The 23,379-nt window shown below is 65.5% G+C and carries 24 protein-coding genes and 1 tRNA gene; 9 read left to right on the plus strand and 16 right to left on the minus strand.

Annotated features, from left to right (window positions below):
- Positions 1–23: 23 nt before the first annotated feature.
- The 4 genes from IXW21_RS00730 to IXW21_RS00745 are packed head-to-tail and all read right to left on the minus strand — an operon-like array spanning position 24 to position 4,217.
- Entirely contained in the window at positions 24–746 is a 723-nt protein-coding gene (locus tag IXW21_RS00730; RefSeq protein ID WP_194762334.1) for a YoaK family protein, read from the minus strand.
- Complete coding sequence (locus IXW21_RS00735) at positions 743–1,975, minus strand: threonine/serine exporter family protein (RefSeq protein ID WP_194762335.1); 1,233 nt, start codon at positions 1,973–1,975, stop codon at positions 743–745. The genes IXW21_RS00730 and IXW21_RS00735 overlap by 4 nt, the downstream gene beginning before the upstream one ends.
- Positions 1,976–2,007: 32 nt before the next feature.
- Positions 2,008–3,468 carry a class II fumarate hydratase gene (gene fumC / locus IXW21_RS00740; protein WP_194762336.1) on the minus strand — a complete coding sequence of 487 codons (1,461 nt, stop codon included), beginning with the start codon at positions 3,466–3,468 and terminating at the stop codon, positions 2,008–2,010.
- Between the two features lie 20 nt (positions 3,469–3,488).
- Positions 3,489–4,217 carry a YoaK family protein gene (locus IXW21_RS00745; RefSeq protein WP_194762337.1) on the minus strand — a complete coding sequence of 243 codons (729 nt, stop codon included), beginning with the start codon at positions 4,215–4,217 and terminating at the stop codon, positions 3,489–3,491.
- Positions 4,218–4,373: 156 nt separating this feature from the next.
- Between IXW21_RS00745 and IXW21_RS00750 the strand changes: the two genes are divergently transcribed.
- A complete protein-coding gene (locus tag IXW21_RS00750; protein ID WP_194762338.1) occupies positions 4,374–5,585 on the plus strand; it encodes a cupin domain-containing protein in 1,212 nt (403 codons plus the stop codon).
- 39 nt (positions 5,586–5,624) lie between these two features.
- Here IXW21_RS00750 and IXW21_RS00755 read toward each other — a convergent pair whose 3' ends face one another.
- From IXW21_RS00755 to IXW21_RS00780, 6 genes are all read right to left on the minus strand, one after another.
- Positions 5,625–6,701 (minus strand): FUSC family protein, encoded by a 1,077-nt coding sequence (locus IXW21_RS00755; RefSeq protein WP_194762339.1) that lies wholly within the window; start codon positions 6,699–6,701, stop codon positions 5,625–5,627.
- Positions 6,698–7,162 (minus strand): lipocalin-like domain-containing protein, encoded by a 465-nt coding sequence (locus tag IXW21_RS00760; RefSeq protein WP_194762340.1) that lies wholly within the window; start codon positions 7,160–7,162, stop codon positions 6,698–6,700. Before IXW21_RS00760 ends, IXW21_RS00755 begins: the two co-directional genes overlap by 4 nt.
- A complete protein-coding gene (locus IXW21_RS00765) occupies positions 7,159–8,847 on the minus strand; it encodes an MFS transporter (protein WP_194762341.1) in 1,689 nt (562 codons plus the stop codon). Before IXW21_RS00765 ends, IXW21_RS00760 begins: the two co-directional genes overlap by 4 nt.
- Positions 8,848–8,933: 86 nt before the next feature.
- Positions 8,934–9,920, minus strand: coding sequence for an NAD(P)H-quinone oxidoreductase (locus IXW21_RS00770; RefSeq protein ID WP_194762342.1), 987 nt, complete (start codon positions 9,918–9,920; stop codon positions 8,934–8,936).
- Positions 9,921–9,988: 68 nt separating this feature from the next.
- A complete protein-coding gene (locus IXW21_RS00775) occupies positions 9,989–10,147 on the minus strand; it encodes a zinc transporter permease (RefSeq protein ID WP_194762343.1) in 159 nt (52 codons plus the stop codon).
- A gap of 2 nt (positions 10,148–10,149) precedes the next feature.
- Positions 10,150–10,710, minus strand: coding sequence for a hypothetical protein (locus tag IXW21_RS00780; RefSeq protein WP_194762344.1), 561 nt, complete (start codon positions 10,708–10,710; stop codon positions 10,150–10,152).
- A gap of 231 nt (positions 10,711–10,941) precedes the next feature.
- On the opposite strand from IXW21_RS00780, the gene IXW21_RS00785 reads away from it, so the two are divergent.
- A complete protein-coding gene (locus IXW21_RS00785; RefSeq protein WP_194762345.1) occupies positions 10,942–13,800 on the plus strand; it encodes a helix-turn-helix transcriptional regulator in 2,859 nt (952 codons plus the stop codon).
- Here the strand turns inward: IXW21_RS00785 and IXW21_RS00790 are convergent.
- From IXW21_RS00790 to IXW21_RS00810, 5 genes are all read right to left on the minus strand, one after another.
- Positions 13,797–15,047 carry an NAD(P)/FAD-dependent oxidoreductase gene (locus IXW21_RS00790; protein WP_194762346.1) on the minus strand — a complete coding sequence of 417 codons (1,251 nt, stop codon included), beginning with the start codon at positions 15,045–15,047 and terminating at the stop codon, positions 13,797–13,799. The two genes, IXW21_RS00785 and IXW21_RS00790, sit on opposite strands and share 4 nt — an antisense overlap.
- On the minus strand, positions 15,044–15,403 hold the full coding sequence (locus IXW21_RS00795) for a UBP-type zinc finger domain-containing protein (RefSeq protein ID WP_194762347.1): 360 nt from the start codon (positions 15,401–15,403) through the stop codon (positions 15,044–15,046). Before IXW21_RS00795 ends, IXW21_RS00790 begins: the two co-directional genes overlap by 4 nt.
- A gap of 61 nt (positions 15,404–15,464) precedes the next feature.
- On the minus strand, positions 15,465–15,848 hold the full coding sequence (locus tag IXW21_RS00800; RefSeq protein ID WP_194762348.1) for a nuclear transport factor 2 family protein: 384 nt from the start codon (positions 15,846–15,848) through the stop codon (positions 15,465–15,467).
- Positions 15,849–15,856: 8 nt separating this feature from the next.
- On the minus strand, positions 15,857–16,369 hold the full coding sequence (locus tag IXW21_RS00805) for a hypothetical protein (protein WP_194762349.1): 513 nt from the start codon (positions 16,367–16,369) through the stop codon (positions 15,857–15,859).
- 114 nt (positions 16,370–16,483) lie between these two features.
- Positions 16,484–17,425: a Dyp-type peroxidase gene (locus IXW21_RS00810; protein WP_194762350.1), complete on the minus strand. Its 942-nt coding sequence runs from the start codon at positions 17,423–17,425 to the stop codon at positions 16,484–16,486.
- Between the two features lie 206 nt (positions 17,426–17,631).
- Here IXW21_RS00810 and IXW21_RS00815 point away from each other — a divergent pair, with 206 nt between their 5' ends.
- The 5 genes from IXW21_RS00815 (at position 17,632) to IXW21_RS00835 (ending at position 22,037) form a co-directional block, all read left to right on the plus strand.
- A complete protein-coding gene (locus tag IXW21_RS00815; protein ID WP_194762351.1) occupies positions 17,632–18,477 on the plus strand; it encodes a helix-turn-helix domain-containing protein in 846 nt (281 codons plus the stop codon).
- Positions 18,474–19,787, plus strand: coding sequence for a helix-turn-helix domain-containing protein (locus IXW21_RS00820; RefSeq protein WP_194762352.1), 1,314 nt, complete (start codon positions 18,474–18,476; stop codon positions 19,785–19,787). Before IXW21_RS00815 ends, IXW21_RS00820 begins: the two co-directional genes overlap by 4 nt.
- A 69-nt stretch (positions 19,788–19,856) precedes the next feature.
- Positions 19,857–21,050: an MFS transporter gene (locus tag IXW21_RS00825; RefSeq protein ID WP_194762353.1), complete on the plus strand. Its 1,194-nt coding sequence runs from the start codon at positions 19,857–19,859 to the stop codon at positions 21,048–21,050.
- A 127-nt stretch (positions 21,051–21,177) separates the two neighbouring features.
- The gene (locus tag IXW21_RS00830) at positions 21,178–21,741 is read left to right on the plus strand and encodes a YbhB/YbcL family Raf kinase inhibitor-like protein (protein ID WP_194762354.1); all 564 of its coding nucleotides are present in this window, start codon (positions 21,178–21,180) and stop codon (positions 21,739–21,741) included.
- On the plus strand, positions 21,738–22,037 hold the full coding sequence (locus IXW21_RS00835) for a Dabb family protein (protein WP_194762355.1): 300 nt from the start codon (positions 21,738–21,740) through the stop codon (positions 22,035–22,037). Before IXW21_RS00830 ends, IXW21_RS00835 begins: the two co-directional genes overlap by 4 nt.
- Before the next feature lie 35 nt (positions 22,038–22,072).
- Here the strand turns inward: IXW21_RS00835 and IXW21_RS00840 are convergent.
- Positions 22,073–22,146, minus strand: a tRNA-Gly gene (locus IXW21_RS00840).
- Positions 22,147–22,238: 92 nt separating this feature from the next.
- Here IXW21_RS00840 and dcd point away from each other — a divergent pair.
- Together dcd and IXW21_RS00850 are read left to right on the plus strand one after the other, a co-directional pair.
- Positions 22,239–22,844, plus strand: coding sequence for a dCTP deaminase (dcd, locus tag IXW21_RS00845; protein WP_194762356.1), 606 nt, complete (start codon positions 22,239–22,241; stop codon positions 22,842–22,844).
- 1 nt (position 22,845) lies between these two features.
- On the plus strand, positions 22,846–23,304 hold the full coding sequence (locus tag IXW21_RS00850; RefSeq protein ID WP_194762357.1) for a hypothetical protein: 459 nt from the start codon (positions 22,846–22,848) through the stop codon (positions 23,302–23,304).
- Positions 23,305–23,379: the final 75 nt, after the last annotated feature.

Genomic DNA, 23,379 nt, shown 5'->3' on the forward strand with positions numbered 1-23,379 from the left:
GACTTCTCTCGTGCTCCGAATTCTCATGACTTCACGTCTTTCAGTGCGGTGTCGGACGTCGGAGCGGAGAGGCCGGCCGGCTTCGGGCCGAGCGTGGTCAAGAACAACGCCAAGGCGAGGAGGGCGGGCAGGGCGGCCGAGTGGTCGCCGAAAAGTGTCGCTCCCGCAGCGCCGACCAAGCACCCGCCGATGAATCCGGCAAGCAACGGCCATGTCTGCGCCCATCGTCGCCGAGCCTGCTGGTCTCGCCCACGTGACCGAGCAATGTCCGTGACAGCGACGGTCGCTGCGACCAGGTTGCCGGTCATCACTGCCGTCGACAATGAGCGGTTTGGGACGAGATGGAGGTATGCGTTCTGTGCGGCCATTGCGCACACCGCGAGCATCCCGATGAGGACAGCGATTCCCGACTTCGGATGTGCCGATGCCTGTGCGGTGAATGACAGGACGGCTGCTGCAATGAGGAACGCTGCCTGAACTCCGAGTAGCAGTTGGTTCGTGGTGGGAGCACGGGCGCCTACTCGTCGTGCGATCAGGGTTGAAAGCATGGTGGCGACTATGAACACCGGCACGGCCAGCAGAGAGGCGAGGTCAGGGAGCTCCCCACGCACCACGTCTGCCGCGATCACTACGAGATTGCCGGTAACGTGCGCAGAGAAGAAACCGCCGAGCAGGAGCCAACTCGTGACGTCGGTGACACCAGCGATCACCGCAAGCGCGGCAGGCATCGAGGTCTGTCGGTTCATGTTGCGCGCCTCCGCCGAATGAGCTCGTAGAACCGCATCGGAATCACGAGTCCCGCCGCCATCGCCATGATGACGAAGACAGCCGTCGCGCCGTCGGTGAGCGCTCCAAGCGATGGGGACGAGCCGCCGGCGAACGTCAGTACTCCCAACGCATCGATGGTGCGGAAGATGTACACACCCGGGACGAGTGAAACGACGGCCGCGAAGCCGATGCCTGCGAAGGGGATGTGCGTGGCCCGCGCCACGGGGGCCAGCGCGAATCCGACGAACAAGCACGCGACGAGAGCTCCCGCGGCGATGTTCCACCCCCAGACGTCCATCACCACCCATCGAAGTCCGTGCGCGACCGCTCCGACGACGACAGGCCACCAGATCAGGCGAAGTGGCATCGCGAAGTACACCGGGTATGACGCGGCGGCGATGCCCGCAGCGAGGACGTCGAGGCCGAGTGCAACCTCGCGTCCCGGCGGAGTAGGGGGGAGTCCCGTGCCGAAAGCTGCCAAGCCGATCGCAAGCCCCGTCCCGATGGACAGCAGGAGCAGGGCGGCGTATCCGAGACGCGCGAAGCCGAGCGGGATCCGCAGACTCAGCAGATCGAGCGCAGCGTTGAGAATGTGAGGTCCAGGGACGAGGATCATGGCAGGACAGACGGCGATGAGCCTCAGGGCGGAGCTGAGATCTGCGTGCACGGCGAAGCCGCCGATGAGCCCCGCTATGAGAGCGGCGGTGAAGACCTGGCCGATGGGGCCGACGTGCAGGTGTGCGAGCGTGCGTCGGGCGACACCACCGAGCACTGCGCTGCCCGCCGCGAGCCCGACAGCCGTCGCATCTTGCGCTCCGAAGATGACCGCCAACGCGGCGGAACCGGTGGCGCAGGCGAGGAGGAAGAGCCAGATGTCGGCCGGCCGCATCTTCCTCGCGTCGGCGAGTGCCGCTGCGAGATCGGACTCGGTCGCCGACCCGACGCCGACCTTGTCGATCGTTCGCGTGAGCGTCGACACGGCGTTCATGGCGATCCCGGTCGGAGGCGCGAGAACGATGCGGGGAGCGGTGGCTACGCCGGTGCTGCGTCCGCGTTCCGCGAGGGTCACGGACGTCCAGGCGGGGATGAGTTCCGCGTCGGTGTCCAGGCCGTGGTTCATCCGGTCGACGGCGGCGAGCGTCACCGACGTGGACTCGCCTGAGGCGTGCAACGTCGCTGATGCGCTGGCGATGAGGTCGTGCCTCACCGCCCGCGCATCAGCATCCTCCTGGGGCTGCATCAGGCTCCGCCGACTCCGCGACCGACGAGGTCGCCCGGCACGACGATGGAGTCGAACTGCTCTGCGGTGACTTTGCCGGAAGCGAGCGCCGCTTCGCGAAGCGTCTGGTCTTTCGCCAGGGCGTCCTCTGCGATGTGTGCAGCGTTCTGGTATCCGATGACGGGGCTGAGCGCTGTCACGAGCATGAGGCTCTCGCCGACGTAGGAGCTGATCTTCTTCTCGTTCAGTTCCGTGCCCGACACCGAGTATTCGAGGAACTTCGCCATCCCGTCGCCGAGGATCCGTGCGGAGTGGAGGAAGTTGTTGATGATGATGGGGCGCATCGCGTTGAGCTCGAAGTTGCCCTGCGAGCCCGCGAATGCCACAGCGGCGTCGTCTCCGATGACCTGGATGGAGATCATCACGATTGCTTCGCACTGGGTCGGGTTGACCTTGCCCGGCATGATGGACGAGCCCGGTTCGTTGGACGGGAGCACGAGTTCTGCGAACCCGGTCCGCGGCCCCGAGGCGAGCCAGCGCATGTCGTTGGCGATCTTCATCAGCGACACGGCAAGTCCGCGCAGCGCCGCGTGAGCGCGAACCATCGCATCCAGTGAGCCCTGTGCCTCGAACTTGTTCGGGGCGGTGACGAACTTCTTGCCTGTCAGCTCGGCGATCTTCGCCGCGACCTGTACAGAGAAACCCTCGGGCGCGTTCAGGCCCGTACCGACCGCGGTTCCGCCGAGGGCGAGCTTCAGCAGGTCTTCACGGCTGTGTTCGATGTCGCGGATGCCCGATTCCAGCTGCGCCGCATAGCCTGACCACTCCTGTCCGACCGTCAGCGGAACAGCGTCCTCGAGGTGGGTGCGTCCGATCTTCACGACGTCCATCCACTGCGTGGATTTGCGTGCGATCTCTGCGTGCAGCGCCCGCAGGCTTGGCAGCAGCCGGTCGTCGATCTCGGTCAGCGCGGCGACGTGCATCGCCGCGGGGAACGAGTCGTTGCTGGACTGAGCCATGTTGACGTCGTCGTTGGGGCCTACGGGGTGCTGGGTGCCGAGCTCGCCGCCGAGGAGCTGGATGGCGCGGTTGGAGATGACCTCGTTGACGTTCATGTTGCTCTGCGTGCCGGATCCGGTCTGCCAGACGTAGAGGGGAAACTCTGCATCCAGGTCACCGGCGATGACCTCGTCGGATGCCTGCACGATGGCCTTGGTCTTCCACGGCGCGAGACGACCGGCGTCCTCGTTCACGAGCGCCGCGGCCTTCTTCACGACGCCGTATGCGCGGTACACCTCGATGGGCATGTGGTCGTGTCCGATGGAGAAGTGCTGCAGGGAGCGCTGGGTCTGTGCGCCCCAGTAGCGTTCGGCGGGAACGTCGACAGTTCCCATGCTGTCGAACTCGCTTCGCTGGCCGGTCTGTCCGGTGCCGATGGGCACGTTCTGGTACTCGGGGGTGTTCGTGTCGGTGGTGGTCATGGGCTGCTCCTGCTCGGTTTTCAGGGGGTGGGGTTGTTCTGCGTGGGGTCGATGGGGCCACGCGCCGACGATGCCGCGATGAACAGGACGAGGAGGACGACTGCGGCAGTGGCGAGCGACGCTCCGGCCCCCAGCTCATCGATGACGAAGCCCGCGCCGCCACCGACCACGAAGGCGACGAGGACGACGAAGTACGCGCCGGCAGGTCGCATGTGTGCTTCACCGTCGTCGGAGATACGGCGTCCCAGTGCCCGGGCGACGAGGCTCGCAGCCATCTGGACGACGGACGTCACGGCGATGTTGCCGTAGAGCATGCCGGTTTCGCGGTGGAAGGCGTTGCCCTGCACACCCGCGATGAAACTGACCGTCCAGGCGACCGCCCACGGGCTGATGTGGGTCGTGGCCGTGAGAACCGCGAGAACGGCGACGAGCGCGACTTCGAAGACGAGGACTTCGGCGGAGTAGGGCTTGTCCTCACGCGCGCGCCATAGAACGTAGATGCTGCAGACGAACGCGCCGAACGCGAACACGACGACGCTGGTCGCTGCGAGGAGCACACGTCCCGGGTTGCCGTCGGCGAGGAAGTATCCGACGGACAGCAGGTTGCCGGACTGGACGGTGGCGAACGTGCCCACCTGGCCGAACGTCCAGGCGTTGAGAAGCCCGGACACGAGAGCGAGCGCAACTGCTGCCGGCGCCGTCTCAAGTAGGGGGTAGCGGCGGGTGTGAGTGCGGGTTGACTTCGTCATGCGGCCTCCGAGTGGGTGCTTCTCATGAGAATGCCGATTGCGCTGAGGCCCTTGCGACGAGAGTCGAATGTGCATTCGTCACGATTCGGTGCGCTCCGAGCCGCCCGCTGGGCAGACTCCTGGGTATCGTCCGGAATCGTTACGAAGGAGCACCGCATGGACACGTCCGAGACCCCCGAGGTGGGTCACGAAGTCCCCTCGCTGGGCAACCCCGACCTGCCGCAGGAAGGCGAGATCAACATCGCCGACCGCCCGCAGAGCAACACCATGACCGGCCCGCAGAACGAGGCCATCGAGTCGCAGTTCCCGAACCAGATGCATGCGCCTGCGACGGACATCAGCACGCAGCCATTCTTCTGGTCGTCGTTCAACATCTCACCCCGCCGGGTGCAGCGCGGCGGCTGGGCTCGCGAGCTCACGAAGCAGGACTTCCACATCTCCGACGAGATCGCCGGTGTGAACATGTACCTCGAGCCCGGCGGCATCCGCGAGCTGCACTGGCACCAGACGGCCGAGTGGGCGGTGATGACCCGCGGCAAGGCCCGCGTCACGACGCTCAGCCGCTCCGGCCTGCCTGCTGTCGAAGATGTGGAGGAAGGCGACCTGTGGTTCTTCCCCGCCGGCACCCCGCACTCCCTGCAGGGACTGGGCCCGGACGGTGCCGAGTTCGTCCTCGCGTTCGACGACGGCGACCAGTCCGAATCGAACACGCTGCTGCTGACCGACTGGTTCGCCCACACCCCGCCCGAGGTTCTCGCGAAGAACTTCGGCGTCGCCCAGGAGGTCTTCTCCGACATCCCCCTGCACAACCTTTGGATCTTCCCCGGCGACGAGCCCCCGGCGCTCGACATCGACCAAGCCGCCGCGGGTGTCGAATGGGGCATGGAGCCCGTCATCTTTCGACTGTCACGCTCGAAGCCGCTCTACCAGAACACGGGCGGCAGCATCCAGATCGCCGATTCCACCAACTACGCCTATTCGAGCACCGTCGCCGCGGCGCTCGTCACGGTCGAACCGGGCTCGATGCGCGAACTGCACTGGCACCCGAACGCCGATGAGTGGCAGTACTACCTGCGCGGCTCGGCCCGCATGACCGTGTTCAACACCGGCCCGCACGCGAACACGACCGATTTCCGCGCCGGAGACGTGGGCGTCGTGCGCAAGAACTTCGGTCACTACATCGAGAACACCGGCGACGATGTGCTGCAATTCCTCGAGGTGTTCCGCACCGACAGGTACGAGGAGATCTCGCTGGCGAACTGGCTGTCGCACGTGCCGCCGCAGCTCGTGTCGGCGCACCTCAACGTCGACCCCGCCGTCCTCGCGACGTTCCCCCGCGGAGCCCAGGGCATCACCCCGCTGCGCTGAGAGAGGACCCGGTGATGAAAGGGGGTGCGATGGTCGACGTCACACCCCCTTCTTCACGTTCGGACGTCGATCTCCGCTGAGCTTCCACCGACGAGAGACCGCGACCGTGCAGAGCACGACCCCGGCGACGGCACCTCCGACGACGGTGTCGATGATCCGTGTGCCGATGGACGCCTCGAGGAGCGGACGACTGCCGCCCGCTACAAGAAGCAGAGCCATCGGAGTCACCACCATGAGCGCAAACATGAGGTTGCTGCGGAGGAAGAACACGAACCCGAACACGAGTCCACCGACGACGGCGACCAGCGCGAACCCCTCGGGCATCCAGAGCATGAAGACCAGCGCGATGCAGACACCGAGAGCTGTGCCGATGATCCGCTGAGCCATCCGGAGAGTCCCGAGGTGCAGGTCGGAGTCCTTCTGCAGGATGCCGATGACGGCGAGAAGCACCCAGCCGACGTGGTGGAGCCCCAGCCATGCGCTCACAAGCACCGCGAGTACGACCGCGACAGTGAGGCGCGCGAAGATACGTGCAGAATCCGGCTCCCAGCTGTACGTCCAGCGGTAGTCGTGAGGGAGCTTGGCATCGTCTGCTCGCACGCGAGTCAGCGCGAGCGGCGCGACGATCACGACGTACCCGGTGACAACGCCCAGCGCCACAACCGAGATGACGAGAAGCGGGTCCACTCCACCTCCGCCCATCGACACGGGTGCCGTCAGCTGCCCCATGGAGCCGGCAGTGAGGACCGGGAAGATGGCGCCGGGCGGTCCGACGCTGAACGTCAAGCTCACGTACGAGAAGACGACAGCGACGATGCTCATAGCGAGCAGGCTTGTCGGCAGCGAGCTTCCCGTGCTGATGCCGATGACGGTACCCACGAGAAAGCCGACCGCTATGACCGGCAGCTTCGCCGCGCGCTCTCGTCGGCTCTTGCCTGAGAGGTACAGGACGATGAGTGCCCCGAACGATGCGAGGAGCCCCAGTCGCAGTTGCCCGAGCGCAGCGAACACCGCAGGTGGTCCGGCGATAGCGATAGCCGCCTGAGTGGCGGGAACCCACGCACCCGACACGGGGGCGAAATCCACCAGCGCTCGTGCGATGCGCGATGCGCTCATGAATCAGGTGTCGCGCGCGCCACCACTCGCGTCCAGTGGAGTTCGCTGTGGAACGAGAGTCCGTCGATGGTGGTCCGTGGAGATCCTGTGATGAACAGATCGTTGCCTTCGATGCGGGCGTGCCGCGCCTGGGGCTTTCCTTCCCATCCGGTGAACAGGGCGACGTCTACGTGGTGAGTGACCGTATCGCTCGCGGAGTCTACGGTGTATGGCCCGGCGTAAGCGATGAATCCTCCAGCCATGAGCGCCAGGTTCGCGGTCGAGACGGACTGTGGGTCAGGGTCGTTCGTACGAGCCCGATCCGTCGACCCCAGGGTCGCTGAGACGATGCCATCGGGGCTGTACGAGAGGTAACCGTTCACGTGGGGACCGAACTCCGGCATCCGTACGCCGTCGGCGAAGACCTCCGTAGCGCTGACGAGCCGCCATGCGCCGACGAGGTCCGAGGCTGAGAGTGTCATGAGGTCTTGTCCTGTCGGGTGCCTGCTGACACGGTGGCGTCTTTGCGTCGCGGCTTCGTGCGTGAGCCGTCAACACTGTCGTGCTCGATGAGGTGGTTGACGTCGACGGACTGTGCGAGCGCGCCGGCCGTCTCGATGACGACCTGGTCGTACTGCGTGAGACGGGTCTGGTGCTGTTGGAGATGCTCACTCCAGCTGCCGACGCCGAAGACCTCGACCCACGTGCCGTCTTCCCGGTCCTGGTACAACGCCCACGTGCGGGCACCCGTGCGTCGACGACTGTGCTCGACGGCATTCATCTGCTGCACGAACGCGTCTTCCTGCTCGCCTGCTACGTCGTAGCGGACGAGGACGAGAGTGGGGCTGTGCCCGTCGATGTCTTGGACGGCGTCCGCCAACGGGAGCGCGAAGGTGTCTCGCTTCTTGTCCGCGGTTTCCAGAAGAGGCCAGAGGAGCTGAGACGCAGCGACGACGAGCGTCGCCGCCCCCGCGATGGCGCTGGTGGCGATGGCGCCGATCCACCCAGCGATGAGTCCGCTCGCGAGACCGCCCGCGGCCATGGCTCCGTAGAGCACCATCTGGTAGACGGACAGACCTCGTGCGCGCACCCAGACGGGAAGGAAGGACTGAACGGCACCGTTCAGCGTGGCGACGACGCCGATCCACGCGGCTCCAGCCATGGCGAGGATCGGCAGCGTCAGGAAGAGCCATGGGGATACGGCAACCCCGATGGTCGCGGCCCCGAACAGCACCGATGACAGAAACACTGTCCGGTTCGCGCCCAGCGCGTGGAACCACGGGATGAGAAACGCCGCGCCGACTGAACCGACGCCGAGCCCCGCAAGCAGGAGCCCGTACCCGGCGGAGTCAAGGTTCACGCGCTGCGTGGCGATGAGCGGGAGCAGTGCGTACAACACGCTGGCCGGGACGACGAACGCTCCGAGGCGCACGTACATGCGGCGAACGACGGCAGCTTGCGTGACGTATCGAAGGCCTGCACGTGCCGCGTCTACGAACCGCTCGGCCTGATGAGGGTTCGGGTGGTAGGTGCGCCAGCTGATGAGGACGATGAGGAATGCGGCGAACGACAGCAGGTTCATCCCGAAGACGAATGCGACCCCGAAACCGGAGAGGAGGACACCGGCGACGGCGGGCCCGATGGCACGGGCGACGTTGACGGAGACGGCGCTGAGGGATGCCGCCATCGGCACCATACGGAGCGGAACGATCTCGGTGGCCAGCGCCTGGTAGGCGGGAAGCTGCACGGCCGTTGCCGCGCCGAGGAGGACGGTGATGAGCAGCAGCAGATACGGCGTCATCTCGCCCGTCGCGGTCAGCGTCACGAGAGCTGCGCTCAGCAGCACTTGGAGAGTCTGCATCCAGATGAGGATGGAGCGACGGTTCAGGAATTCTCCGAGCACTCCCGCTGGGATGCCGAGGAGCAGCACCGGGGCCGCGGACGCCGTCTGGATGAGGGCGATGAGAAGAGGGTGGGTGTGCTGCTCGACCATGAACCATTGCGCCCCGACGGTCTGCATCCAGGTGCCGATGTTGCTGACCAGCGCCGTCACCCACAGTGCTCGGAAGATCGGCACAGCAAGGGGCGCCCAGATCGACGTGCGCGGGGCGGTGTCGTCGGACGTCGTGACGTCGCCGGTTGCGGGACGGGGTGCCGGTGTGTTCATGGCGATGCCTCCAAAGTCGATGTGATCTGTCGGGAGCAGCAACCCCCGTTCGATGCCGCTGCCCGACAGATCCAGCCCCAGACGGGCTACTGCTCGAGGGCGTTCAGCACGACCTTCCCCACGGTCTGCCCGCCTTCGAGAAGTTCATGTGCGCGGTTCGCTTCTGCGAGCGGGAACACCGCGTCGACTGCGCCGCGGATTGCGCCGCTTTCGATGAGCGGGAGGACGTCGCGCGTGACACCGGCGATGATCTCGGCCTTCTGGGCTGCGGGGCGCGCCCGCAGGAGGGTGGCGGAGATGCTGGCTCGGCGCGACATCAGCTCCCACAGGTCCAGCGTCGCGGGACCTGTGGAGCCGCCGATGATGACGAGGTGGCCGTCGTCGGCGAGGCATTCGATGTTGCTCTCGAGGTACGGCGTTCCGACGATGTCGAGGATGGCGTCGACGCCGCGCCCGTTCGTCACGTCACGCGTGACCGAGGCGAAGTCCTCGTTGCGATAGTTGATGGCTACGGATGCTCCGAAGCCGATGGCGGCATCCGTCTTCGGCTTACTTCCGGCGGTGCCGATCACCCGGGCGCCGATGGCCGTCGCCCACTGTGTGGCGAAGGAGCCGATACCTCCGGCCGCACCGTGGATGAGGACCGTCTGCCCCGCTTTCAGGCCCGCGATCATGGCGAGGTTCGAATAGACGGTGCAGGCGACCTCGGGAAGGCCTGCCGCTTCGAGCATGGTCATGGTGGTCGGCTTCGGCATCACCTGAGTGGCGGGGACGACGACCTCCTCCGCATAGCCGCCACCGGTGAGGAGCGCACAGACTTCGTCTCCGACCTTCCACCCGGTGACGTCCGCCCCGATGGCGTCGATGACGCCGGCGCATTCGAGCCCGAGTCCGGGAGGAGCTCCAGGCGGTACCGGGTAGTGGCCGCGACGTTCGAGCAGGTCAGCGTTGTTGATGCCGGCGGCGTGGACGCTGATGCGCACCTCGTGAGGTGCGGGGTGGGGTCGGTCCACCGAGATCAGGCGGAGCACGTCAGGTGAACCGGGGCGGGTGAACCGTACTGCGGAAGTCATCGAAGTCCTTCGTTCTCGGGGTGAGGGGGGTGGAGGGGACATTGTGCCCCCTCCACCCCCACGGGTTCTCAGTGCTCGTCGTAGTGGTCGCCGTGAAGCGCGTGACGGTGGTCGTCGTGGACGTAGTCGACGTGGTCGCCGTGGGCGACCGCCTCGTGTCCACAGCTCGCGCCATGTTCGTGCTCGGCGACCGTGTGATGCTCGGCGTGCGTGTCAGTGGTAGCCATGGTCACTCCGCTCGGGCGGATGCGTGGGCCTTGGCGTACGCGACGATGCTCTGCGCGTAGTGCGGCGTCTCGAGCTCGCAGTGACGACCCGAGGCCTCCTGGCGGGCGGCGGCGGCTTCCTCGAACGTCTGCCCGCTGGCCGTGATGAACTCCAGGAACTCCTCCGTGGGGTGCGACGTGACGGTGTTCACGTAGCGCAGCTGGTCGCCCTCGAGCTGCTCCATGCCGAGCTCCCAGATCACCTGGGTGGTGGTCCAGCCGGCGGGGGAGAGCACGTCAGAGATGGAGACCATCTTGCAGTAGTGCTTGCTGGCGACCTCGTAGCGGTAGTTCTGGATGACGAGGCCCGCACCGATGACCTCGACGTTGATCGACATGGGCGTGCCGTCGTCGTCGACCGTGTAGCCGGCGGCCTTGTGGTCGCCGGGCGCACAGCGCTGGTACTCGTGGGTGGGGAGGTTCTTCAGCCACGCTTCGATGTCGATGTCATCGAAGTTGCCGGTGACGTCAGACGTGACCACGGCGTGCGAGAGCACGAGGTCGGGGCGAGGGGTTGCAGCCATGAGTGGCTCCTTCGTTTCATGCCGGTGTCCGGCGGGAGAGTGGATTGGCACGAGCCGCCGATCCGGCGTTCGCAGATGCGACGCTATGCGGCGGTTTCAGGGCGTACATCCCCCGGGCCCCACCGGCACATCGCATGTTCTATTCGCGCACCCTCTGGCCGAAGCGCGTTGCGACGATTGGCGAAATTCGCTTCGTCTCGTGTTCAGCCGTTGCGCGAGTATCGTGAGTGCGTGCCCCCCTCCCGCAAGCCATATCGCGCCAGCAACCGCGACGCGCTGGCGGGGAGCGCAGCCGACCTCTACCTGGTTCCCGTTCGCGGTCGAAAATCAGAGGTGCACGCGATTGAGCGGGGGTTCGACCTTGCGTTCACCGGGCAGAACGCTGTCACGGTTTTCTCCGGCGATCCCGGAATGGGCAAAACCCGTCTGCTGCAGCATGCTTTGCAACTTGCGCACGGACGAGCATGGTCGACGCTGGTCGTGGCACCGGATTACGACTCGCAGTTGTCGCCGTTAGGTGCCCTCATCAGTGCGGTGACCGAGGCGGCCCCACCCCTGCTGAGCGCTGACGAGCTGCACGCGACCATTCAGGGAACTTCGCCGCAATACTGGATCACGCGCGTCCTCGGCGACACACTGGAATCCGCCAGTTCCCGGGCCGGGGTGCTCGTCGTCGTCGACGACCTGCAGTGGTTGGACTCAGGGTCGCTCTCGGTCCTCACCGCTCTGCTGCGAACCCTTGAGGGCCTCCCCGTTTACTGGGTCTTTGCCACACGCAGCGGAGCGTACGGCCCCGAACATCGACGGTTCCTCGTCAATCTTCGAGAGTTCGCCTCTGTCATCGATCTCTTTTCGCTTGACGTGGATGCTGTCGATGCGATGGCCCGCGACATTCTCGGCGCCGCCCCCGGACCGAAGGTCGAGGCCGCAATACGCAGGACCGGTGGATCACCACTTCTGATTCTCGAGATGCTTCGCGGGATGGAAGAGGAGGGGCTTCTGCATCCGTCCCGTGGCATGGTCGATCTCGAGAAAGATGCGGTTCCTGCCCGTTACGGCGCATCGGTGCGAGAACGGATCGCGGCGCTCGACCCTGATGCCCGTCGATTCGCCCAGATCGGCAGTCTCTTCGGTCGAGAGTTCCCCCTCAGTGGCGTCTTGGATGTCATCGGCCAATCCGCCGCGCAGGCCGTCCCCGCGGTGCAACAACTCCTTGACCTCGGACTCGTCGTTGACACCGGAAGCAGCTTCGCCTTCCGTCACGACACAATCCAGGCTGCGGCATACGACAGCCTGTCTCCCACAGTGCGGCGGGCGGTCGCTCGAGAAGTCCTGCAGCATCGGTTGCGGTCCGGAGAGTCGGTGTCTTCATTGGCGTCCCCGATTTCAGCCGCGGCTGAAGCCGGAGATGACGCGTCCATTGATCTGCTTTTCACCGCGGCTACGGAACTAGCCCCCATCGACGCACGCGGCGCGGCAGAGTTGACGGTGCGGGGGGCACAGTTGGCGCAGGGGCGGACCCACCATTCCGCGCGCGTGGTCGAGCTGCTTCCGTTGGTACTCGCCGGCGGCCTACAGGACGATGCCCATCTCATACGTGAGTCGCTCGCCCCCGGCCTCAGTGCGGACGAGCGCGCACGGGTCGGCCTCGCCTTCGCCAGGCAACTCACGGAGTCAGACTTCGGCAAGGCTATTGAGGAGACGGAAACAGCGCTGGCTCTTGGAGGGGTCTCTCAGAAGACCGTCGTGGAGTTGCTCGCGGTTCGTGCACTCAACTACGCGAACAAGGCCGACGCGGTCGGTCTGCGCGACAGCCTGGCACGCGCCCGGCAGAACGCCGATGATGAACGCGATCTCCTCGCGGTTGCCACCGTGGACGCCACCGAGTCGGTGCTTCTGTTCAACGAGAATCGCTTCGATGATGCGCAACGGTTGCAAGAATCGGCGCTCGAGAAGCTCGAACGCGCCGGCAGATCCGCGGCGCTGTGGGTACCGGAGGGCCTGTGGATGGCCTTCATGCTGAACAGCAGAGGCGACTGCGTGGACGCTCTTCGGCTTGTTGACGACGGTCTGCGTGATGCGAGAACTGCGAAGTACGTCGTCGCCGAGGCGTTCTGGATGATGGTGCGCTCCCGAGTCCTCTACGACCTTGGTCGATTGGATCAAGCGCGCGAGCAAGCAGAGACCGTCCTCGACCTCGCTGAGCTCCTTCACCTCGGCGATTTCGCTAATGCCACAGCGGGGGTGGTGCTGCACCGGATCGCATTGGACACCGGCGATGTCGAGCTGCGGCAGAATGTTCGATCCCTCGTGGAACAACTTGCGGATGGCATGAGTCTGACCAGAACCGGCAAGTGGAGCCTGGCGCTCGAAGCGTTCGATCTCGGCGATATCGAGATGGCCTACGGGTACACGGCACTGGCCCGCGAATGCGTGAACGTGCCGATCCCCTCGATGACGAGTCCCGCAGACTTCTCCGACGATGTGTACCTGGCCTATCTGAGCAAGAAGATGGGCGACGACGCCGCCGTGGAGAAGGTCGCCCGGCACGCGGCCAGTCGCGCGTCCCAGAATCCCGACAATGCGTACGTCTCGGCGGTGTCCTTGGCTGTGCAGGCGGTGCGCGATGGATCGTTCTCCGTTGTCATGGAAGCAGTCGCGTTGATGGAGGAGGTAGAGCGACCACTGATTCGTGCTCGGTTGCTCGAACTCGCTGGCAGCCTCGCCCCGACGGACGATGAAGCGGCGGGCTGCTACGTGCGAGGGATGCGCCTCTTCGAGGAGTTGGGTGCGGCCCGCGAAGTGAGTCGCGTGCTCCGAACGCTCCGAAACCGCGGAGTTCGGACGAGGGCGAAGTCGGTCAGCGACGGCCCGATGGGGTTGTCTTCACGCGAGTATCAGGTCGCCGAACGTATTGCAGCGGGGCTGACGACACAGAAGATCGCCGAGGATCTCATGGTGTCCCCGCATACGGTCGTCACGCACATTCGCCACATCTTCTCGAAATGGGGCGTGAACACGAGGCGCGAGGCGGCACATCGATTCCAGGAGGAATCCGCCGGCTCAGTAAGCTCCTCTCGCCCGGGTTAGTCCGGTTCCGCCAGGTATCGGTGGATCAGAGTGACGGCCATCGCGCCCTCGCCGACGGCCGAGGCGACTCGTTTGACCGATTTCGCGCGTACGTCGCCGGCGGCGAAGATCCCAGGGACGGAGGTTTCCAGATAGAACGGTGGCCGGGCAATCGGCCACCGCTCGAGATCGGCGGGGGCCAGGTCCACACCGGTCAGGACGAAGCCACGACTGTCGAGTCGGACATCGGTGGTCTCTGCCCACTCGGTGTTCGGGGCGCCGCCGATGCAGACGAACAGGTGGGTCGCGGGCACGCGTGCCGTTGTGCCGGCCTGGTCAAGAGTGATCTCCTGCAGGTGGTCGCCGCCGCCGACGGCGACGACGCGGGTGTGGACGAGGATCGTGACATTCGGCTGTGCAGCGAGACGGTTGAGCAGGTAGGCCGACATGGTCGAGGAGAGCGATGCTCCGCGCACCAGGACGGTGACGTGCGCGGCGTGGGCCGCCAGGTTCATCGCAGCCTGCCCCGCGGAGTTGGCGCCACCGACGACGTATACGTGCAACCCGATGCAGGTGGAAGCTTCGCTCGTCCCTGCGCCGTAGTAGATCCCCGCCCCTTCCCACTCGTGCTCACCATCCACGTCGAGTCGCCTCCAGCGCACACCCGTCGCCGAGAGAGCCGACCGGGCTCGGATCTCCGATCCGTCGGCGAGCACGGCGCGCACATCATGGTCCTTGAATGTGCGGGCGATGCCGTGGCGCATGAGGACAAGGTCCGTGCCGAACGAGACGGCCTGCCGGCGGGCGCGCTCTGCGAGATCTGCTCCGGAGATCCCGCCGGGAAAGCCGAGGTAGTTCTCGATGAGGCTGCTGAATCCCGCCTGACCGCCGACGGCGTCGCGTTCGACGACGGCAACGCTGAGCCCTTCGGACGCCGCGTACACGGCCGCCGAGAGTCCCGCGGGACCCGCCCCATGGATGATGAGATCGTAGGTCGACCGCGATGGAGACTTCACCCATCCCAAGGCGGCCGCCACCCGAGCGGGCGTGGGGTGCTCGAGGAGCTGGCCGTCGGCGAACAGCACCAGCGGAAGCTGGCGACCGGTCAGAGGAATGCCTTCCGCCGTCTGCGAGCTGGTCGGCACACTGATGGACAGGAAGGGCACCTCGCTACGTGTCAGATAGTCACGCAGGGCATACTCGTCTCGCCCGTCCACGTCGGTGATGAGTTTGAGGGGCAGCTTGCCGCCAGAGGCGATGCTCGTCATGCGTTTTCAGCGAGTTGGTCTTCCCAATCTCTCGGCACCCGGTTCGCAGGCCCGGGAGTGGGTTGAGATCGTGGGTGGCTTCGCGGAGGCGCAAGGACAGGCCCCTCGAATGCTGTCTCGGTGCCGAAGTCCCAGAACCAGTCCTCGCCTGGTTCGAAGCTCTGAATCACGCGATGGCCGCTCGTGTGAGCGTGCGTGGTGGCGTGCTTATGCAGGGAGTCGTCGCAGCATCCGATATGCCCGCACAACGCGCATCGGCGCAGGTGCAGCCACCACGACTCGATCTCCTCACAGTCCACGCACCCCGGTCCGGATGGCGGTACGTCCGTACGGATGAAGTCATTGAGGTCGCTCATGAGTGGTCCTCCTATCGTCGGTGTGCTGTCGGGGTCATCGTGACTGGAATCATGTCGGCACTCATGCGTGTACCTGGTGCCAGGCACTGATTCTGAAGTTGTCCACGCGGAAGCTGGCGAACCCCATGACCCATTGAGGCCCGGTGGCGGGGAGCGTGAGACACAGTGCCAGTTCGGCCAGAACCACCTGGCCCGAGACCGCCAAGCTCACGAGTTCCGTGTGCCAGTCAGCGAACGTGTTCCGGATGTCGCAGATCATCGACACGACGGCCACGCGCCCGCGAATGATCTCCCGCGCGGAGGGCTGGTAGGTGACATCCTCGGTCAGGAATGCGTGGATGTCGTGGTCGCTACCCTCGTTCAAGATGGTGACGAAATCGCGGATGACGAGTTCGATCTCCAGCAATTCGATGGCGGTCAGTGGACGTTCCCAGTGCTCGTGCATATCGACCTCTATGCCGTGCTGATTCGGAGGGCAGAGATCGTGTCCCCGCCGGTGGAGAAGGTCAGGGTGGCCGGACCGTTGTAGCCGTCTCCGTGCACTTGGGTGTGCACGGCAAGCTCGGTGCCGTCCCAGGCGTGCAGGAGGTCCGTGAATTGCACGCGGTTTTCGATGATCCATTTCTCAATCCACACGGTGATGCCCTGGAAACCCTCGAACAACATCCCCCACGCGTCGACGTGCGCGTCGGAATGAAAGCACCGGGTGAGAGCGTCAGCGTTCTGCGCGTTTGCGGCGTGCAGGGCATCGGTGACCACGGAGGGCACGTGTCCTTCAAGACGTCGCACATGCTCGAGCGCGGAGCCGCCGGCTGCTTCGGCGGGAGCAGAACGGGTGGTCTGAGGGTTCATGTCACGGATGAGGAACGTCCCCATGCCCTCGCCGATACCGCGGATGACGGGGTGGCGAACGGATGCGACCGGCTTCGGGGCGTCGGCCATGGGCGGTGCGGCGAGGGTGGTCATGGATGCTCTCTGTCGGGTCGGAGGTGCGGTGGATGGTTGCGACGGTAGGTCGGGGATGGGAGGTGGGACATCCCCCGGCAGGGGAGGGGGCATCACCTGTGTGACTTGTCGCCGTCAATCCGGGGAACGAAGTGAGGCGAGAACGTCCGCACGCGGTGCGAAGAAGACCGAGCCGGTGACGGCGGTGGAAAAGTCGAGGAGTTGGTCGTGCAGCCCCGGCGGATCGCCGATGAACATGCGCTCGAGCATCGTCTGGATGACGGAGAGGTCTCGCGAGTACCCGAGGAAGTATGTGCCGAACTCTCCGTGACCGGGGCGACCGAACGGCATGTTGTCCCGTTGAATGTCGTGTTCGGTGCCGTCGTCATCCGTGACGGTCGCGAGCGTCTTATGCGATTTCTGACCCCGTTCCGCGTCGTCGAGTTCGAGGCCTTCGAGTTTCGTCCGGCCGATGATGGCCTCTTGCCTCTCCGTCGGAAGAGCACGCCAGGAAGGGAGAGGGTGAAGATACTTCTGAGTGACGACATAGGTGCCCCCTGCGTTGCCCGGGTCCTCATCGCCGACGAGGACTGCGTCGTCGGCATCAGGTCCGACAGGGTTCGCAGTGCCGTCGACGAACCCCAGCAGATCTCTGCGGTCGAATGAGCGGAACCCGACTGTTTCGTCCTCGACACTGACCGCATACCCGAGGGCGTCGAGAATCTGCCGCTCGAGCTCGAAGCACACGTCGGCGCGCTCCGCACGGATGTGGAACAGCAGATCTCCCGGCGTGGCGGGGGCAGTGTGCGCGGCACCGATGACCGGCGTGAAGTCGCGCAGTTGTGCAGGCGTCGGCAGCCCGGTGATCTCAGCCCAGATGCGATTCCCGATCCCGACCGTGCACGTGAGCATCGTTTCCGGGAATCGAAAAGTGAGGGTCTTGAGCGTGTCTGCGAGATCGACGATGACATCGCGCGCGCTGTCGATGCCGCCCGAGACCACTGACACGACCAGGAACACGGCGTTCGCAGTCAGCGGCGTCGTCAGCGCCTGCACAGCTCCAGTTGTGTCGGACACGCATCCCTCTCTCCCGGTCCGCTCGTATGGCGGGACCTGGAGACAGTGTGAGCAGCAACGGCCGACCTCGGCATCCGACAGTTGTCGAGGATGGACTCGACCCTCACGGCATGCGATATCCGGCTTCCGGACAGGTGATGTGGCCGCTCATCTCAGGTCGATACGTTGCAGTCTCAACGTTGGACACCTACCCCCGAGGACAACGCATGGACACTGCGCTCACCGCTCTTGGCGACTACTTCCGAGCACGGCGTGCTGTGCTCGCACCCGAGGATGTCGGTCTACCCCGCATGAGAGGTCGGCGCGTACCTGGTCTCCGCCGTGACGAAGTCGCAGAACTCGCCGGGATCAGCAACGACTACTACCTGCGGATCGAGCAGGGCCGAGGCGCGCGTCCTTCCGACCAGGTCATCGGGGCTGTCGCTCGAGCGCTACGTCTGGACGTAGAATCCACCGCCTACGCGTTTCGGTTGGTTTCCGGGCAGATGCCGCGTGGGGGCGTGATGCGCGACGCGGACACACCCGACCGCATCTCCAGAACCCTCGCCCAGTGGACTCACACACCCGCATACGTGTCCGACCCCCACCGGGACATCATCGCGTCGAACCCCCTCGCCACGATCTTCGGAGAAGGTGGATTGGCTGCAGGATCGAATCAGGTTGCAGCGCTGTTCAACGAAAGAATGCGCCGCAACCTCGTGGAATGGGAGCCGATGACGCGCTCCGCCGTTGCGACCCTGCGACGCGACGCTCATCCGGAATCCCCGAGGCTGCGCGAACTCCTCCAGCAGCTTTCGGTCGATGACGACTTCGTGCGCATCTGGGCCCGGCACGACGTGTCCGGGCCGGAGGACGCGACGTTCCGTTTCGCCTTCGACGGTGTCGGCGAGATCGCCATCGATGCGCAGAACTTCGCCGTCCGGAGCATGCCGGGCTATCAGCTCACGGTGCTGTCTGCACAGCCGGGCGGTCGCGGAGCCGAGATCTTTGCTCACCTTGCCAAGTCGCTCCCTGACGGCAACTCCGCGAGCATGACCCAGGTAAGACGATGACTCTCGACGCTGGGTGGTACAACGCGGACCTGGATTCCGTGACCGGCTCCTCCGTAGCGTCGTTGGTGTGGCCAAATCAGCAACAAGCGACCATTGACGACCAGCGCCGTCCCGACCTGATCCCGCTCCCTTCAGGAGGTGGCGCGACGAGCCTGCAAGACCTCGTCGACGAGCTCTCCGAAGTCCTCGGCCGCTCGGTGATGATCCAGGACTCGAGATTCCATCTCATCGCAGCCAGCGCGCAGGGTGACGATATCGACGAGCTACAGATGCGGACGCTTCTCACACGAGTAACCCCTCGCGGTGCGTGCGACGTGATGGAAGAAGCCGGCGTCATCCGCAGCCGGCATCCTATGAGCGTCGACTTTTCGGGTTACGGCGCTCACGACCGCTTCATAGTTCCCATTTGGGCAGACGACGAGCACCTGGGGACGATCTGGCTCATCAAGACGGGGCTCCCGTCATTGAGGGAGGACGACTTCCGCGCCATCGACGCTACTGCGATCGTTGCCAGCTCTCTCCTGCAGGCGCGTCTTCGAGGGACCGCCAGAAGTGCGCGCGAGCTCGTCTTTCGCACCCTTCTGGCGGGAGATCAGTCCGCGCGTCATGAAGCGCTCGCCACCGCAGTGCGGAGCCACGGGATCACGCGTGGACCGGAGACTGTCGTGCGTGCAGTGACGTTCGGCGAGGATGCGCCGGTGATTCAGCGCGCGGCGTTCTGCCGTGCCTTGGAGACGAGTACACGCCAGGCGATGACCTTCATCGGCGAGCTCGACTCAGCTCTGCTGTTCGTCGGTCGCCGGCACGCACAGGAGAACATCGACGCGCTGATCCGTTCCGAAGCGGAACGGGCGGGAGTCCCGCTCAAAGCCGTCGGAATCTCTCATCTCTCCGAGAACGAGACGGATCTGCTCGCAGTCGCGGCCCGCGCAGTCGCAACAGCCGCAGTCGTAGAGATGCTGCCCGACCTGGGTATCAGCGCACGATCCGATGAGGTGGGCCCCTGGTTGTTGCTTGCTGATGTCCTCGCCAGCCCGGAACGGCTGCAGTGGTATTCGCCGGCGGCCTATGCGCTCATTCATGACGTGGATCCGATGCGTCGCCGGACGGTGGAAGTGCTTCTCGACGCTGCGAACCACATCCGTGAGGCGTGCGACTCGCTTCACATTCACCGCACAACCCTGTACTACCGGCTCGAGAATATGCCTGATGTCGTCAAGACCGCACTCGATGACGGAATGCAGCGCAGTGCGCTTCATCTCGCGCTGAAACTCGCGACCTATTGGGAAAACGCCGGTTACATTCGCTAGCTCCGCATCAAGACGGCACCGTCCCGCGGCGCTCGTCTCAACGACAACCAGTCACCGAGGAAGACAACCATGACGACGTTGAACAGCACGCGACCTCACACCACCGGTTTCTGGGTCGTTGCCGTCACGTTCCTTCTCGTGATGGCGTACTCCACGGTGCCCACACCTCTCTACCCGCTCTACCAACAGGAGGACGGGTTCCCGGTCGCCACGATCACCGTCATCTTCGCCGCTTACGCGGTCGGCGTGGTCGCGAGCCTCTTCCTCCTCGGCCACGTCAGCGACTGGATGGGCAGGCGACGGATGCTCGTCATCGCTGTCCTCGTCTCCACGCTCTCAGCTGTGCTGTTCATGGTGTTCACTCACGTCGCGGGCCTCCTCGTCGCGCGTGTCATCAACGGCGTCAGCATCGGTGTCCTCACGGCTACGGCGACCGCGCATCTCAGCGAGTTGAGAGCCCGCTCTCGGCCCGATGAGAACAGCATCGTGGCTGCATCTGTCGCCGGGGGCGCGAACCTGGGCGGCCTCGCTCTCGGCCCCGTGATCGGCGGGCTCTTCGCGGACTACCTCCCCGACCCGTTGCACCTGCCGCACACCGTGTTCGCCATCGTGCTGATCCTCCTGGCCATCGCCGTCACCTTGGTTCCCGAGACGGTGAGGAGGTCGTCCCGTACGTACCGCGTGCAACGGGTCGCCGTCCCGTCTGCGTCCCGGAGGTCATTCCTTGTCGCCGGGTTCGCGGCGTTCGCCGGATTCGCCCTGTTCGGCCTGTTCACATCCCTCGCCCCGAGCATCCTCATCGGCACGTTCGACGAGACCGGGCACCTGACCGCCGGGCTGACGGTGTTCGTCGTGTTCGGGTCCGCTGCCGCGGCGCAGGTCGCTCTCACGCCGATCCCGAGAAAGACCCAGCTTCTGTTCGCGGCGCTCGCGTGCGGGGCGGGCCTCATCTGCATCGCGCTCGGCGCGGTGTTGGTGTTGTTCGCACTGTTCCTCGTGGGTGGCATCATCTCGGGAGCGGGCGTCGGTGCCCTCTTCAAGAGCTCGCTCGCCGTCGCCGGTGAACTCGCCGAGCCGGAACGTCGCGGTGAGACCCTCGCCGCGATCTTCCTCGTCGCCTACTGCGGGCTGGCGTTGCCGGTGCTCGCAATCGGAGCCGCGCTCACCGTCGCGCCGCAGATCGCCGTGCTGCTGGTGTTCGTCGTGCTGGTCGGGCTCGTCACGGTCATTGCGGCGCTGCGCATGCGCGCCCAAGCGGCCTGAGCGACGTCATCCGCGGTCGTATGGGTGCGCGGGGAGCCGTGGGTGGTTCACTCCTCCCGACGAATGTAGGAGCAGCATCCGACTCCTGGTCGAGGCTGAAGCCAGCACGCCAGCGTTGACTGGGGGTATGACCAACGACCCGAACTGGAAGCTCCCTGACGTTCCTTCCTTCTCGCTCACCAGCCCGGACTTCGCGGCGGGCGCTCACCTTCCCGGTTGGGCTCGCGGATCCGCGTCGGGCGGAGAAGACAGGTCGCCCGCCCTCGAATGGACCGGCGCCCCAGTGGGTACGCAGAGCTACGTGCTCACCGTGTTCGACCCCGATGCCCCGTCCGGCTCCGGCTTCTGGCACTGGACGCTCATCGACATCCCGGCGGGCGTGACCGCTCTCGTCCGAGGCGCGGGCACCGAAGACGACCTTCTGCCTCCGAAAGCCCGGCGCCGACGCAATGAGTACGGCACGGACATCTTCATCGGCGCCGCCCCGCCCGCCGGACACGGCCCTCACCGCTACGTCTACACTCTCAGCGCTTTGGACATCCCTGCCCTCGAGGTGGCCGCGGACGCCACCCCGGCGATCATCGGGCTCCGGCTCCGCCCGCACATCATCGGGCGCGCACAGATGATCGGGTATCAGGAGACGAACGCCGACGGCACCCCTGCGTACGGCCAGGACGGAGCACACGCATGATTCACCACCTTGTGTCGTGGAAGCTCCGCGAAGACGTCGACCGCGCAGAATCCGTCCGACGCACTCGTGAACTTCTGCTCGGTCTGGTCGGCATCGTCGACTCGATCCGATCCATCGACATCATCGAGAACGTCGCGTTTCCCGAGATCAACCATGACCTCGCCGTTCTCGCCACCTTCGACGACATCGCGGGTCTCGAGGCCTTCGCGAACAATCCCATCCACCGCGCGGCGGTCGTCGAGATCCACACGTTCATCACCGAGCGAGGCGGCATCGACTGGGAGACGCGGGCCTGACCCCGGCGCGGTCACACAGGCTCGAGGACGGACAGTGGAGGGGCTGACGGGAATCGAACCCGCGCTATCTGCTTGGGAAGCAGAAGTTCTGCCATTGAACTACAGCCCCGTACCTGCATCCGAGGAGCAGGTCACGCCAGCCTACCCGCACGATCCGTCATGACCAAAGTGTCGTCGGCGTGTGGTGACTAGGCTGGTGCCGTGCTTCTCAGCGACCGCGACATCAGAGCAGAACTCGCATCCGGCCGTATCGGCCTGGATCCGCATGAGCCGGAGATGATCCAGCCGTCGAGCATCGACGTGCGTCTGGACCGCTACTTCCGCCTCTTCGACAACCACAAGTATCCGTTCATCGATCCGTCGGTCGATCAGCCCGAGCTGACGAGGCTGATCGAGGTCGACCCCGATGAGCCGTTCATCCTGCACCCGGGGGAGTTCGCGCTCGGCGCGACCTTCGAGCAGGTCTCCCTCGCTGACGACATCGCCGCGCGCCTGGAGGGCAAGTCGTCGCTCGGTCGCCTCGGACTCATCACGCATTCGACGGCCGGCTTCATCGACCCCGGATTCACGGGGCACGTCACGCTCGAGCTCGCGAACGTGGCGACGCTGCCGATCAAGCTGTGGCCCGGCATGAAGATCGGTCAGCTGTGCTTCTTCCGTCTGACCTCGCCGGCCGAGAACCCGTACGGCTCGGGCCCGTACGGCAATCGATATCAGGGGCAGCGTGGGCCGACGGCATCCCGATCGTTCCAGAACTTCCACAAGACGGACGTCGGTACGACCGACGTCGGAGCCGTAGGGGGCTGACATGAGCGGTGACAGCAGAGACCCGAACATCCCGTCGGAGGATGCTGTCATCCCGCCGCCTCCGCGCGAGGTGCCCGTCCCGGACGGACTGCTCTCACCGCCCTCCACGGAGGCGTCGATTCCGGACGCCGTCATACCGCCGGCCGACGTGGTGATCCCGCCTCCTCCGCCCGAGGCCATGCTGCCGACGACTCGCAGATCACGTCCGAAGCCCGCGATCCTCACCGGCGAGCAGCCGGCGCCGGTCGCCGCGGACTGGGCACAGCCCTCGGTGGCGCCGGAGGTGCCGACATCCGGTGGGTACCGAGTGCTGTCGGCGGTGATCTTCGGGTTCCTGGTGGTGCTTCTGGTCGCCGCGATCGCGGCGGCGTTCTATCTCGGCACCGTCACCTTCGCCCTCGGCGAGGTCTCCGACTCCTTCACGTCGGCCGCGGCTCAGTGGCAGGGGTGGCATGGGTGATGTGAGGTACGACCCCGAGGTCGACTCGGCCTAGGAAGACATCGAGCGGACCTGAGCCCCGAGCAGCTCCTGGCG

It is taken from the genome of Microbacterium sp. UFMG61, from assembly GCF_015354505.1.
In the GTDB taxonomy this organism is placed as follows: Bacteria; Actinomycetota; Actinomycetes; order Actinomycetales; family Microbacteriaceae; genus Microbacterium.

Excerpts from the sequence above, each read along its gene's own strand:
- IXW21_RS00805 (WP_194762349.1), bottom strand. The coding sequence starts at position 16,369 with ATGACCACCCTCGCCGCACCGCCCATGGCCGACGCCCCGAAGCCGGTC.
- IXW21_RS00800 (WP_194762348.1), bottom strand. The coding sequence starts at position 15,848 with ATGCACGAGCACTGGGAACGTCCACTGACCGCCATCGAATTGCTGGAG.
- IXW21_RS00795 (WP_194762347.1), bottom strand. The coding sequence starts at position 15,403 with ATGAGCGACCTCAATGACTTCATCCGTACGGACGTACCGCCATCCGGA.
- IXW21_RS00820 (WP_194762352.1), top strand. The coding sequence starts at position 18,474 with ATGACTCTCGACGCTGGGTGGTACAACGCGGACCTGGATTCCGTGACC.
- IXW21_RS00815 (WP_194762351.1), top strand. The coding sequence starts at position 17,632 with ATGGACACTGCGCTCACCGCTCTTGGCGACTACTTCCGAGCACGGCGT.
- IXW21_RS00790 (WP_194762346.1), bottom strand. The coding sequence starts at position 15,047 with ATGACGAGCATCGCCTCTGGCGGCAAGCTGCCCCTCAAACTCATCACC.
- IXW21_RS00750 (WP_194762338.1), top strand. The coding sequence starts at position 4,374 with ATGGACACGTCCGAGACCCCCGAGGTGGGTCACGAAGTCCCCTCGCTG.
- IXW21_RS00835 (WP_194762355.1), top strand. The coding sequence starts at position 21,738 with ATGATTCACCACCTTGTGTCGTGGAAGCTCCGCGAAGACGTCGACCGC.
- IXW21_RS00770 (WP_194762342.1), bottom strand. The coding sequence starts at position 9,920 with ATGACTTCCGCAGTACGGTTCACCCGCCCCGGTTCACCTGACGTGCTC.
- IXW21_RS00760 (WP_194762340.1), bottom strand. The coding sequence starts at position 7,162 with ATGACACTCTCAGCCTCGGACCTCGTCGGCGCATGGCGGCTCGTCAGC.
- IXW21_RS00765 (WP_194762341.1), bottom strand. The coding sequence starts at position 8,847 with ATGAACACACCGGCACCCCGTCCCGCAACCGGCGACGTCACGACGTCC.
- IXW21_RS00825 (WP_194762353.1), top strand. The coding sequence starts at position 19,857 with ATGACGACGTTGAACAGCACGCGACCTCACACCACCGGTTTCTGGGTC.
- IXW21_RS00755 (WP_194762339.1), bottom strand. The coding sequence starts at position 6,701 with ATGAGCGCATCGCGCATCGCACGAGCGCTGGTGGATTTCGCCCCCGTG.
- IXW21_RS00745 (WP_194762337.1), bottom strand. The coding sequence starts at position 4,217 with ATGACGAAGTCAACCCGCACTCACACCCGCCGCTACCCCCTACTTGAG.
- fumC (WP_194762336.1), bottom strand. The coding sequence starts at position 3,468 with ATGACCACCACCGACACGAACACCCCCGAGTACCAGAACGTGCCCATC.
- IXW21_RS00850 (WP_194762357.1), top strand. The coding sequence starts at position 22,846 with ATGAGCGGTGACAGCAGAGACCCGAACATCCCGTCGGAGGATGCTGTC.
- IXW21_RS00830 (WP_194762354.1), top strand. The coding sequence starts at position 21,178 with ATGACCAACGACCCGAACTGGAAGCTCCCTGACGTTCCTTCCTTCTCG.
- IXW21_RS00775 (WP_194762343.1), bottom strand. The coding sequence starts at position 10,147 with ATGGCTACCACTGACACGCACGCCGAGCATCACACGGTCGCCGAGCAC.
- IXW21_RS00780 (WP_194762344.1), bottom strand. The coding sequence starts at position 10,710 with ATGGCTGCAACCCCTCGCCCCGACCTCGTGCTCTCGCACGCCGTGGTC.
- IXW21_RS00730 (WP_194762334.1), bottom strand. The coding sequence starts at position 746 with ATGAACCGACAGACCTCGATGCCTGCCGCGCTTGCGGTGATCGCTGGT.